At 44.0% G+C, this 12156-nt stretch carries 10 protein-coding genes and 1 pseudogene; 10 read left to right on the top strand and 1 reads right to left on the bottom strand.

Annotation, left to right across the window (positions count from 1 at the left end):
* Positions 1 to 22 precede the first annotated feature (22 nt).
* The 8 genes and pseudogenes from I3248_RS02490 to yfaE all read left to right on the top strand — a co-directional run bounded on the left by I3248_RS02490 (position 23) and on the right by yfaE (position 7335).
* On the top strand, positions 23 to 403 hold the full coding sequence (locus tag I3248_RS02490; RefSeq protein WP_238062412.1) for a DUF493 domain-containing protein: 381 nt from the start codon (positions 23 to 25) through the stop codon (positions 401 to 403).
* Between the two features lie 571 nt (positions 404 to 974).
* Entirely contained in the window at positions 975 to 3251 is a 2277-nt protein-coding gene (gene nrdA, locus I3248_RS02485) for a class 1a ribonucleoside-diphosphate reductase subunit alpha (RefSeq protein WP_238062411.1), read from the top strand.
* Between the two features lie 102 nt (positions 3252 to 3353).
* A complete protein-coding gene (locus tag I3248_RS02480; RefSeq protein WP_238062410.1) occupies positions 3354 to 4082 on the top strand; it encodes a hypothetical protein in 729 nt (242 codons plus the stop codon).
* Between the two features lie 696 nt (positions 4083 to 4778).
* Positions 4779 to 5030 (top strand): type II toxin-antitoxin system Phd/YefM family antitoxin, encoded by a 252-nt coding sequence (locus tag I3248_RS02475; RefSeq protein ID WP_223332932.1) that lies wholly within the window; start codon positions 4779 to 4781, stop codon positions 5028 to 5030.
* A pseudogene (locus tag I3248_RS02470) lies at positions 5020 to 5307 on the top strand (type II toxin-antitoxin system mRNA interferase toxin, RelE/StbE family). Before I3248_RS02475 ends, I3248_RS02470 begins: the two are co-directional and overlap by 11 nt.
* Positions 5308 to 5371: 64 nt before the next feature.
* The gene (locus tag I3248_RS02465) at positions 5372 to 5749 is read left to right on the top strand and encodes a hypothetical protein (RefSeq protein ID WP_238062409.1); all 378 of its coding nucleotides are present in this window, start codon (positions 5372 to 5374) and stop codon (positions 5747 to 5749) included.
* An 82-nt stretch (positions 5750 to 5831) separates the two neighbouring features.
* Positions 5832 to 6965: a class Ia ribonucleoside-diphosphate reductase subunit beta gene (gene nrdB, locus I3248_RS02460; protein WP_201602592.1), complete on the top strand. Its 1134-nt coding sequence runs from the start codon at positions 5832 to 5834 to the stop codon at positions 6963 to 6965.
* Positions 6966 to 7068: 103 nt separating this feature from the next.
* Positions 7069 to 7335: a class I ribonucleotide reductase maintenance protein YfaE gene (gene yfaE, locus I3248_RS02455; RefSeq protein WP_025644195.1), complete on the top strand. Its 267-nt coding sequence runs from the start codon at positions 7069 to 7071 to the stop codon at positions 7333 to 7335.
* A 126-nt stretch (positions 7336 to 7461) separates the two neighbouring features.
* Here yfaE and I3248_RS02450 read toward each other — a convergent pair whose 3' ends face one another.
* On the bottom strand, positions 7462 to 8775 hold the full coding sequence (locus tag I3248_RS02450) for a trypsin-like peptidase domain-containing protein (protein WP_238062408.1): 1314 nt from the start codon (positions 8773 to 8775) through the stop codon (positions 7462 to 7464).
* 466 nt (positions 8776 to 9241) lie between these two features.
* Between I3248_RS02450 and I3248_RS02445 the strand changes: the two genes are divergently transcribed.
* Positions 9242 to 10165 (top strand): Nif3-like dinuclear metal center hexameric protein, encoded by a 924-nt coding sequence (locus tag I3248_RS02445; RefSeq protein ID WP_238062407.1) that lies wholly within the window; start codon positions 9242 to 9244, stop codon positions 10163 to 10165.
* A 768-nt stretch (positions 10166 to 10933) separates the two neighbouring features.
* The gene (locus I3248_RS02440) at positions 10934 to 12133 is read left to right on the top strand and encodes a transglycosylase SLT domain-containing protein (protein ID WP_238062406.1); all 1200 of its coding nucleotides are present in this window, start codon (positions 10934 to 10936) and stop codon (positions 12131 to 12133) included.
* Positions 12134 to 12156 lie beyond the last annotated feature (23 nt).

The following is a 12156-nucleotide window of genomic DNA, read 5'->3' as shown; positions in this document are numbered from 1 at the left end:
AAAAAACAACAAAGGTTTCATTATGAGTAACGATTCAAAAAACAACTCTAACGATCAACAAGCCAGCAAAAGAGACGTCAAAGTCACCGAATTAGTCGCTAATAACGGCATCTTAAAAGGTAAAAAAACGGATATTCAAAACCCAGAGCTGTGGGAATTTCCCATGAACTATCCAATGAGTGTGATCGGTCATGAAGGCGAACACGAAACATTACTCAATGAGCTTAAACTCATTTTGGGCAGTCAGTTCCCTGAGTTCGACTTAGCCTCTATTGAAGTCAAGCCTTCAAAGACCAACCGCTTTCATTCAGCGCGGGTTAATCTGTATCTGACTAGCGCTGAGCAAGTGAATGAGCTTTATGCAGCGCTTGATAACGCGCAAACGGTACGTATGGTGGTATAAGCAGCAAACCTCTTGCTAGAAGTGGCTAAAACGAGTCAGCGCTCTATCTAAGCTGTTATTTGGCGAGTCTTACCTCTTAATACATCGAAAAGTACAACCAAAATCGTCACTGTTTAGGTGACGATTTTTTATGGCATTGACCGTGCTTATCGGGTACAATCTGTGCCGCTATTTTACGCTTCCCACTGCTATTATCAGTAGCAAAGATATCAAATTAGCAAAAGTGAAAAGCAAGCTGTTTTTTATAAAAAAATTTATGATTCTTTACATATCTTCTAGGCCTTATGCCATCGCTCTTTGCTGAAATTTAGCGCCTCAACAACATAAATTCAATCTAAAATCAATATAGCATTTTCAAATTATTCCCGCTATATTGTGTCTACTTACTAACAAATACGCTATATGTAGTGCTCAGTGGTTTTTTACCTGACTAGAGCCTTCGGTATTCTTTTGCCTAAAAAAAGCACAGAAGCCTTCTGGTTATAGCTTGCTTAATAAAAGAAGTCGATAACACTATAGGACAGTTTTGACTGAGTAATACGACTAACTATTGATAATTTACGAGGGCGGTATGACACATATTGATAATATTCAAGTAACCAAACGCGACGGACGCCTAGAGCCTATAGATTTGGATAAAATCCATAAGGTAATCGAATGGGCCGCGCACGATTTAGATAATGTGTCAGTGTCACAAGTAGAGCTTAAATCGCACATTCAGTTCTATGAAGGCATCAAAACCCGTGATATCCACGAGACTATCATCAAGTCAGCCGCCGATCTCATCTCAGAGGACACGCCTGACTATCAGTATCTCGCCGCGCGCCTTGCTATCTTCCATCTGCGTAAGATTGCGTATAATCAGTTTGAGCCGCCGCACCTATTCGATCATGTGACAACTCTAACTGAAGCAGGTAAGTACGACGAGCATATCCTAGCCGACTATAGCCGTAGCGAGTTTGATGAGCTAGAAGCCTACCTCGATCACTGGCGCGATATGAACCTTGCTTATGCCGCTGTTGAGCAAATGGCAGGTAAATACCTAGTACAAGACCGTGTCACGAAGACCGTGTACGAGAGCCCGCAGTTCCTTTATATGCTCGTGGGCATGTGTCTATTTGCCAATTACGACAAAACTGAGCGCTTAAGTTACGTCAAACGCTTTTATGACGCGACCTCACAATTTAAAATCTCACTACCGACGCCTATCATGTCAGGTGTACGTACGCCATCGCGCCAGTTCAGCTCGTGCGTCTTGATCGAATGCGGTGACAGCCTCGACTCTATCAACGCGACCACCAGCGCTATCGTGCGTTATGTCTCGCAGCGCGCTGGCATCGGTATCAACGCTGGCCGTATTCGCGCTTTGGGTAGCCCTATCCGCGGCGGTGAAGCTCAGCATACCGGCTGCATCCCGTTTTATAAGCTCTTTCAAACGGCAGTCAAATGCTGCTCGCAAGGCGGCGTGCGCGGTGGGGCCGCGACTCTCTTCTATCCACTATGGCATTTAGAAGTTGAATCACTCCTTGTACTCAAAAACAATCGCGGTGTCGAAGACAACCGTGTGCGTCACATGGATTACGGCGTACAAATCAACAAAACCTTGTACACGCGCTTGATTAAAGGCCAAGACATTACCTTATTCTCGCCGGATGACACCCCAGGTCTGTACGATGCGTTCTTTGAAGATCAAGAGAAGTTTGAAGCGCTCTACACCAAGTACGAAGGCGACCCTTCTGTACGTCAGCGCCAGATTCCAGCGGCAGATCTGTTCAGCCTGATGATGCAAGAGCGTGCCAGCACCGGCCGTATCTACATCCAAAACGTCGATCATTGCAATACCCATAGCCCGTTCGATGCCAGCGTTGCACCGATTCGCCAGTCAAACCTCTGTATGGAGATTGCGCTACCGACTAAGCCGCTTGATAATATCAATGACGAAGAAGGTGAAATCGCTCTGTGTACCCTATCAGCGGTCAACTTGGGTAAAGTCGAGAGCGTCAGCGATATCGAAGAGCCTGCAGAATTAATCGTCCGCGCCCTTGATGCCCTACTCGACTATCAAGACTATCCGGTCAAAGCTGCTGAAAATGGCAGTATGCGCCGCCGTACCCTTGGTGTGGGCGTGATCAACTATGCCTACTATCTCGCGAAAAATGGCGTGCGCTATTCAGATGATTCAGCACTAGGCCTGACCCATCAAACCTTTGAAGCGCTGCAATACTATCTCTTGAAAGCCTCAAACAAACTTGCCAAAGAGCAAGGCGCGTGCCCTGCCTTTAATGAGACCACGTACTCGCAAGGTATTTTGCCGATCGATACTTATAAGTCTGACTTGGATAACATCTGCCAAGAGCCACTACATCTCGATTGGGAAAGCTTGCGTCAAGAGATCACCGAGCACGGTCTACGTAACTCTACCCTAACCGCGCTGATGCCATCTGAGACCTCAAGCCAAATCGCTAACGCCACTAACGGTATCGAGCCACCACGTGGTCTGGTTTCTATCAAAGCGTCAAAAGATGGCATATTAAAGCAAGTGGTGCCAGATATTGAGAAATTGCGTGGTCAATACGAGCTACTGTGGCAAATGCCAAATAACGATGGCTACCTCAAGCTTATCGCTATCATGCAAAAGTTTGTCGATCAAAGTATCTCGGCTAACACTAACTACGATCCGGTTCGTTATGAAGGCGGCCGTGTACCGATGAAGATATTGCTTAAGGATTTGCTAAACGCGTATAAGCTTGGCGTGAAGACCTTGTATTACCATAACACCCGTGATGGTGCCAATGACGCGCAAGCGGATATGGAAGATGATTGTGCTGGCGGGGCTTGTAAGATCTAGGTTTGCAAGAGAAGCTTTTTAAAGAGAATTTCTGATAGATGGCGGGTTTGGCTTTTGGGTTAAGCTCGCTGTTTATTGTTATCTATAAGGTACTGGAATCATATGAATGCATATACCGAGTATCAGATCAAAAACTTCTATGAAAAATATGAGAGCCAAACTTTCGATCAAGATGATGTATCACTTTTTATTACTGCAAGTAGAGATGATACTAATCGTGGAAGTATTTTTAGAGAGTTAGGAGACTTTATAGCGCACCCTAATCTTAAAACCCATGGACTATCTATTAAGAATCTTAAACCTGCTCTCAAGTATTTTGAAGAAAACACTGATGATATGTTGGATGGCAAACGGCCAACAATAGAAGTACCGTTTTCGATAGGCTTTAATAACGAAATCTTAGATGAATTGTATTCGGTTTTTGGAATGGTGGAAATTTATCCATCCTCTAGACATATACATAGCCCATCTTTCAGAGAATTTATGTTTTGTTTGATTTTTCTTCTGGGTAATTTCAAGCTAGAACTAAATAAAAAAACTTGTCCATTAGTAGTCACATTTTCTGGTGCCTTAAGTTTAACTGTTTTATATCCTAGCGATAAGTATCCAAAGTATTTAGCAGAGTTTACTTTAGCTTTCCTAGGAAATGTCTATACAGGAGGACTACCTAGTTTTTATAAGAAAAAGTTGGATGGACATATTGTGAGAAGACTATTTGATGGAAGTCTCGCTGCCATACCTTACGAATTTGACAAAGATTGCTATTTAATTGGTGAAGAACCGTTTCCTAAAGGTGTAGGCTTACCACTGGAAAGGAAGCTGAAATTATAGGGTGTAGGGTTCGCCCAGCGCACCGATGATATAGAAATTGTGTATAAAGGTGCACGAGGCATACCCTACGTCTATTACGTCAACATATTGGGCTTTGAATCAAATCATGAATAGAGCAAATAGCATCTGTGATGAGTGTCAATCATCATACTTTACACTTAGCTCAAAGATGGCAAGTTTATGCCCTAGTTGCGCTCACAAACTTTATGGCTATCCAAGCTGTAGTCATAACTTCCAAGATGGTATTTGTGTAGAGTGTGGTTGGAATGGTCAAGAGTCTGATTATGTAAAAGAGTCATAGCACGTAGGTTGGGTTGACGAAGGAAACCCAACGGTTTGAGTCCTTGTTGGGTCTCGTACCTCGACACCAACCTACTCAAAGGCATAGAAAGCGAATATTTTGTAGGGTGCGCCCAATCAGAAGAGTCGTTAAGAAAAAAGAAAGACGCCCTACAAAGATTTTTAGCCCTGAGCGAGGAAATAACGAAGCACTTCTTCGTCCGAGCGCAAGAGAATTTGCATTTTCGCAAATTCTGTAGCAACTATTCTGCTGATGATAATAGCAACTAGACAGATACAAGCGGTAGGCGGGATTGGCTACTAAAATATTTAATTTAACACAGTGACAAGTAAGACCTAATTTTCGTGCTAAAATTAGCCCTATATTTAGGACATAATATTAGCGAGGAATGAATCATGCAACCGATATTTGCGACACAGACAGCCAGTATCTCAGAGTTAAAGACCAACCCTTCGGCACTGATTAAACAGTCGGATGGTGAGTCTGTTGCTATTTTAAATCACAATAAACCCGTGGCTTACTTAGTTTCCACAGACATGTACGAGCGTATGATGGAAGCGATGGATGATATGGCATTAAGTCAAACCGTTAATGCTCGCATGAATGACGGGCAGACACCGATAAAGGTTACCTTGGATGACTTATAGTCTTGAGTTTCATCCGTTAGCATTAAAAGAATGGAAAAAGCTCGCGCCCAGTATTCAGCAGCAGTTTAAAAAAAAGCTGCAGCAGTGACTAGCAAATCCGCGTGTGCCTGCATCAAAACTCTCTGGACATCCAGATACCTATAAAATCAAATTGCGTGCTGTAGGCTATCGTTTGGTCTATAGCGTCAAAGATGATGTAGTGGTCGTTTATGTACTAGCCGTAGGCAAAAGAGAAAACAATAAGGTATATGAAAGCCTTGCAGTACGCCAGCCATAGCTTAAGTACAATCAAAAAAACCCTTTAACTTTACCGCTATAATCGCAACACATAAAGAATAAAAATGACGGAGGTCATAGACGTGCACTATACCGCAATCATCAAAGACGGTGGTTTGTTTATCCCTAACGTATTTTCAGATATTAATGATGGTAGCTCGCACATCGTACAAATAGAAGTCGATATCGAAGCGGTGCGCGAGCAATTGAACCCAAGCGTTGCCTCAAATCAAGAAAGCACAAAAAAAGAGGTCGCAAAAGCCGCGAAAAAACCAGCAAAGCGTGTCACTAAAAAAACAGCGGCAAAACTGCCTCAAGACGAAGGATTAAGCCCGCAGCGTAAAAGCGCTATCGATGAATTGGAAGCTTTGGATGACGGTGAGCTTAGCGAGATGCTCAAAGCTTATGTCAACGAAGGGCAGATATCTTTGGAGAACTTGTAGGTTATTGGGTAAGACACCCTGTAGAATGTATTTATGTTTATATCAATATATCAATCAACTAGATATTTAAAAAGGCAGTTTCATGACTTATTCAATCTTTAATCAAACCCCGAATAATGCGCTTACAGAGCCGATGTTTTTTGGTCAGCCGGTCAATGTCGCCCGCTATGACCAACAAAAGCACCCGATCTTTGAGCAACTGATTGAAAAGCAGCTGTCGTTTTTTTGGCGTCCTGAGGAAGTCGATGTCTCAAAAGACCGTATCGACTTTAGTAATTTATCCTCGCACGAGCAGCATATCTTTATCAGTAACCTCAAGTATCAGACCCTACTCGACTCCATTCAAGGTCGTAGCCCCAACATCGTGCTGCTGCCACTGGTGTCGATACCGGAGCTTGAAACGTGGATTGAGACTTGGTCTTTCTCTGAGACCATTCACTCGCGCAGCTACACGCATATCATTCGTAATATCGTTAATGATCCGGGCCTTGTCTTCGACGATATTATGCAAAACGAGCATATTCTAGAGCGCGCCTCTGACATCGCAGGCTACTATGATGAGCTGTATCGTAACTCGCAGCTGTATAGCTTGTACGGTGCCGGCACGCATAAGGTCAATGGCGAAGAGATCAGTGTTGATTTGCGCTCATTAAAAAAGCAGCTCTATCTGTGCATCATGGCGGTCAACGTGCTCGAGGCGATTCGTTTTTATGTGTCGTTTGCTTGCTCGTTTGCCTTTGCCGAGCGTAAGCTGATGGAAGGTAATGCCAAGATTATTAAACTGATTGCTCGTGATGAAGCACTGCATCTGACTGGTACACAGCATATGCTGAACCTCATGCGTAATGGCAAAGATGATCCTGAGATGGTCGAGATTGCCGAAGAATGTCATGAGCAAGGCATTGAGATCTTCCGTAAGGCCGCTGAGCAAGAAAAAGAATGGGCGGGATATTTATTCAAAGATGGCTCAATGATCGGACTTAATAAAGATATCCTTTGCCAATATATCGAGTACATCACCAACTTGCGTATGGAAGCGGTTGGCCTGCCGTCTGCCTTTCCGAATTCAAAGTCTAATCCGATTCCTTGGATTAACACTTGGCTGTCCTCTGATAACGTGCAAGTCGCGCCGCAAGAGACTGAGATCAGCTCGTATCTGGTCGGTCAGATCAATTCAGACTTGTCCGATAGCGACTTTGATGACTTTGAGCTGTAATTTTTAGATGTTATTAGCGCGTCGATGACATATCGCTGTCATGCAGGCGCGCTATCATCAAGGCAAAAAAAACCAATAAAAATGACCATCAGGAGCTTGGGCAATGACGTGGGTAGTGACCAGCAAACAGCGCTTTTATTTGCATGATAGCGAGACCTTGCTAGACGGCTTACTGCGTACTGGGCACGATATCAACTATCAGTGCCGTGAAGGCTATTGTGGTAGCTGCCGCGTACGTCGTATCGCCAGCTCGCATGTGGTGGAGTATCCTTTTGCGCCCCTTGCGATGATTGAGGATAATGAGATACTGCCCTGCTGCTGCCGAGTTCAAGGTGTTATCTATATCGATCATGAACTGGTAAAAGACTGAGTGATTCATAAACCATTCGCTCATAAAAAACGCGCTGTCTTTGAAAGACAGCGCGTTTTTTGATGTTCAGTCATGTTGCTATTAACTAATGCTACTTAGACAGTAGCGCTGAAGTAACGCAAGCGGTTATTGAGGTGCGCCATTGTTTTCAAATAGCTTCATCAGCTCTTCGCGCATACGGTCACGCTCCTCCTCACTCATCATCGGTCGCTCTTGTGACTCGCCGTGATAGTTCTGTTCAGGGCCACCCTCCATAGTAACGGGACGTTGTACGACTTCTTGTGACGGGCGCTCAGCTAAGGTTACAGGGACTTCCGCGTGCTTACCATTGCGTAGTATTTGAGTATTGAGCACCGTGTTGGGCGGTTTGCGTGCGACATACTGAATCAGCGTATTGGCATCGGTCATCTCAACGCCATCAATAGTCAAAATAATATCGCCGGTCTTTAGGCCACTAATCGCGGCAGGACCTTGCGGAACTACATTGAGCACTTCGACACCAGTTGAGGTCTCAAGCTGAGTCGGATCACGCAATTGCGACTGAATCTCAATGCCAAGCCAGCCACGGCTGACGCGGCCATCTTTGATCAGCGCGTTCATCACTTGCTCAACAAGCGCGGTTGGAATAGCAAAGCCGATACCCATTGAGCCGCCTGAGCGCGAGAAAATCACAGTATTAATACCGACCAACTCACCGCTAGCATCGACTAGCGCACCGCCTGAGTTACCTGGGTTGATAGCGGCGTCGGTTTGGATAAAGTCCTCAAACTTATTGACGCCAAGGCCCGTACGACCTGTGGCTGAGATAATACCTTGCGTCACCGTTTGACCCACGCCAAAGGGGTTACCTATCGCTAGCGCAAGATCGCCAACGCGAATAGGCTCTTCACGAAACCCTAATGGCGTAAGCCCAGTCATATCGACGCGAATCACTGCTAAATCACTATCTGGATCGGTGCCGATGACCTTAGCGCGGCTTTTACGCCCATCGCTAAAGGCAACGGTGATTTCATCGGCTTTTTCGACCACGTGCGCATTAGTCACGATATACCCATCTTCAGAGACAATAACGCCTGAGCCTAAATTAGTAGATCCTGGGCCTTGCTGCTGGTCACCATGGTTCTCAAAGAATCGGCGCAGTACTGGATCATCGATGTAAGGATGCTCTGCCATCGCCTGCGTCGTATAAATATTCACCACTGACTGGGAGGCGCGCGCTACTGCATTATGATAAGAAGAGATCGGCTCTGGCGTATCAGCAACTGGCGCTGAGGCCTCTTGCTCAGCTGGCGGAGTCCTTGGCGGCTCCCATGTCGCCTCTGATGGCGTCTTCATACTCATAAATAGCCAAACAAACGCTGCAATTACTACTATTAATAAAACCCAAGGCAACCACTGCCATAGCGATGCCTTGTTATTGGCGTTTGGGGAAGACGACATAGAGAACCTCTGTAAATGTTATGCTAATGAATAAAGCGCTAGTAAATATTATAGTTTAGATAGGGCTGCAATAAGCTTTTTTAAAGACAAGAGCTAAATGAAATCAAGCTATAGAACCTATCTACTGACATAGCTGCGCTCACCAATTATAACTGGGCTTATTATACAGTACTGCGGCATCGTGTAGCCTTTCAGTTATTATGCTCAAAGGTAGTTTTATGAGACCTTAAACTAACTATGAGTACTCAATATACTCACTACATTCACTATCACCACACTATTAGCTCAGTTATCAGCTCCACCTAAGCGTAATAAATTGGCTTAATAGCAATATGATAAACTAAGCCCCATTTAAGTGTCTCATTTCAGCTACAACATAAAACCTCTGTCCTACTTATATAAAGAAGACAAACCACTAAAAATTTAGGCAATAAAGTAAGCTATAAAAAAGTAATAAGGAAAACCCATGAACCAAAAGAACCAAAAGCATAATTTAGAATCGACTAGCCCGGCTACTAACAACGGTAGTCCTAGTGCAGCGCCATCGATAAGCGCACAGGCCTTAGCCAAATTTTGTGATGATTATCTTGACGCCAATGCATTTAAAGACTACTGCCCTAATGGTCTACAAGTCGACGGCGGACGGCCTATTCAGCGTATTATCACTGGCGTGACCGCTTGTGAAGCGCTAATAGATGCAGCCATTGCTGCTGACGCTGACGCCATTATGGTCCATCATGGTTATTTTTGGAAAGGTGAGCCTGAGCCTATCACCGGAATGAAAGGCAAGCGTATTCGCAAACTCATGCAGCATGGTATCTCTTTAATCGCTTATCATCTACCGCTTGACGCGCATCCAATCGTAGGCAATAACGCTAAGCTTGCCGAAAGTTTAGGACTGACTATCACCGGTGCTCTCTACCCTAATGAGACGCATCCCGTTGGCAATATAGCTATTGGTAAGCCGCAAAGTGCAGCAAATCTGATAGAGACGATTACTCAGACTCTAGAGCGTAAACCTCTGCATATTGCAAGTGACTTTTCGCCCTCTGGCAACGATACTGATCAGTCACTTATCTCTAGTAAAGAAAACCAGCAGATAGATGCTACCTCTGTAGTCACAACAGCGTCCAAGAAAATTGAGCGGATCGCCATATGTACCGGGGGCGCGCAAGATATGATTGAGCAAGCCGCGCTTATGGATTGCGACGCTTATATTTCAGGAGAAATATCTGAACGTACCACGCACAGTGCTCGTGAATTGGGTATTGATTACTTCGCTTGTGGTCACCATGCGACTGAACGCGGTGGTATACAAGCGCTAGGAGAATTAGTTTCTGAACAGTTTAATTTGCCGGTTACTTTTGTCGATATTGTCAACCCTGCATGAGCGTTAAGTTTTATTACTGCTTTGTTAACGTAACTTGAATAATTGCTATATATTCCTCATAAAGTATAATTGTAAGAGAATGTTTTGTCATGAGACTTTCCATTAATAAAGCCTCCGGTTATGACGTTGGTTGAGTGCCGTTTTAGCTTTTAGTTATGATAATTTCTATAACGCTAAAGGTATTCATTTCGATGTTGCATAAGATATTAGGTCTTTAAAGACGCTCTACTTCGGTAGATTGTTGTCGTTAAAGGGCTAATATTAGCGCTGGATAAGAGCTTATAGGTGGCAGTCGCAGTATCGTTAGCGGCTCGTTGTTTATAGAAAGAAGTACTGATTAAAGGGTTATCTATTACTTTAGCTTTAATCAGATCTAAAGCTTCTGCTTTTATACAATAACTTTTTCATGACCTTACCTTAGTACCTTTAGTCTTGATACCTAAGTATTTAACATATCTAAGTATTTAGCGACTGGTGAAGAAACGATACCAAGTTACTCTCTTCATCCATTTTAGTGCGTTTTGAAGCTTAGGGTTATCAAAGGCTATTGATAGTGCTGCTCTAACCAGCAGTTTCGACAATCTTATTCAGTCGACTATCTTGTATAGGTAGCAAACGACACTTTGTTTATCGAGCTACTATAATTGAACTAGTATCTTAGCGATGAGTATAAAAGTGTCAAAGATCGACATTTATATAAAGTCAGATGTCTTTGCGTATGAATGTCAGTTTAAGGGTAAGTAGGATGGCTACAATTAGGAGACATCCATGCAGCGTATTACTTATCGTGTAAAAGTATCCGCGCAAGGGGCTAGACGTCGTATTTCATACTTATTACGTCCAGCCAATCGCACACTTAGCACCAAAAGTAAGATCGTTCCATCGGCTAAAGTAACTCGTTTTGCCAAATCCAAAAAAATTGCCCAAGTATCTAGTATCGCATTATTATCTTTGCCTGCTAGAAGTCTTACCACTATGGAGGTACCAGTACCGGCCTATGATCAGGTCATGCTAGATAAGACTTTAACCATAGCCGCTGTGCCTGGTGATAGTACTTATTTTGCTACTGACGGTTTTCAGCACGGTTTTGGTTATGATTTAGTGCGTAGCTATGCTGATGAGCTTGGCGTTACTATCGACCTAAAAGCTTATGCAACAGAAGAGACGGCACTTGCGGCACTAAAAAATGGTGAGGCTGATATGGCCTTGACTACGGCTAGTACTCAGCTTACCAATCAGCTCAATCTTGCCTCAGTGAATCTAAGCTGTGGTTATGATACTAGTTTGACTAATAACGGTCTAAACCCGAAAGTGAGCTGGACGTTTAAGGACTCCAGTGATCTGCTGTCACAAACGGCTAGTAGCTATCTGTGTGATAATATCAAAATCAATAATACCCAGAAATTAGCGGCTTTTTATAATCAAAAACTGCTAAAAGATGCTTATAGTCAAAATCACTTTCAGCAGACACTGACAGAGAAGCTACCCGATTATCAGACGCAGTTCGAGCAGCAAGCTCAGAACTATAATCACGATTGGGAGCTGCTGGTTGCAATGGGCTATCAAGAATCGCATCTCGATGCTAATGCTGTCTCCCCTACTGGGGTACGCGGCATCATGATGCTGACCAATAGCACGGCAAAAGCGATGGGCGTCTCTGATCGCGTTGATCCGTATCAAAGCATCGGCGGCGGTGCTCGCTACTTGGAGCAAGTAAAAGCGGACTTTGCTGATGTGCCAGAGTCGGATCGGATTTGGTTCGCACTTGCCGGCTATAATATGGGGCCTAATGCAGTCAAACGTATTCAGCGTAAACTGCGTGAGCAAGGCATCGATGATAAGAGCTGGGCGAACGTATATGCTTATTTATCAGACAATAGAGCTTCGAATAGCCGCTACGGTCAAGCTATGCATTACGTCAGTAATATCAGAAGCTATCTTGAAACCATCAAGACCTATAGCGTGTAATAACTAGGATGTTTAGCTTATAA

This window comes from Psychrobacter sp. Ps3, from assembly GCF_022129275.1.
In the GTDB taxonomy this organism is placed as follows: Bacteria; Pseudomonadota; Gammaproteobacteria; order Pseudomonadales; family Moraxellaceae; genus Psychrobacter; species Psychrobacter submarinus.
This window is presented reverse-complemented; position numbering and strand designations above follow the sequence as displayed.

Excerpts from the sequence above, each read along its gene's own strand:
- I3248_RS02490 (WP_238062412.1), top strand. The coding sequence starts at position 23 with ATGAGTAACGATTCAAAAAACAACTCTAACGATCAACAAGCCAGCAAA.
- nrdA (WP_238062411.1), top strand. The coding sequence starts at position 975 with ATGACACATATTGATAATATTCAAGTAACCAAACGCGACGGACGCCTA.
- I3248_RS02480 (WP_238062410.1), top strand. The coding sequence starts at position 3,354 with ATGAATGCATATACCGAGTATCAGATCAAAAACTTCTATGAAAAATAT.
- I3248_RS02475 (WP_223332932.1), top strand. The coding sequence starts at position 4,779 with ATGCAACCGATATTTGCGACACAGACAGCCAGTATCTCAGAGTTAAAG.
- I3248_RS02465 (WP_238062409.1), top strand. The coding sequence starts at position 5,372 with ATGACGGAGGTCATAGACGTGCACTATACCGCAATCATCAAAGACGGT.
- nrdB (WP_201602592.1), top strand. The coding sequence starts at position 5,832 with ATGACTTATTCAATCTTTAATCAAACCCCGAATAATGCGCTTACAGAG.
- yfaE (WP_025644195.1), top strand. The coding sequence starts at position 7,069 with ATGACGTGGGTAGTGACCAGCAAACAGCGCTTTTATTTGCATGATAGC.
- I3248_RS02450 (WP_238062408.1), bottom strand. The coding sequence starts at position 8,775 with ATGTCGTCTTCCCCAAACGCCAATAACAAGGCATCGCTATGGCAGTGG.
- I3248_RS02445 (WP_238062407.1), top strand. The coding sequence starts at position 9,242 with ATGAACCAAAAGAACCAAAAGCATAATTTAGAATCGACTAGCCCGGCT.
- I3248_RS02440 (WP_238062406.1), top strand. The coding sequence starts at position 10,934 with ATGCAGCGTATTACTTATCGTGTAAAAGTATCCGCGCAAGGGGCTAGA.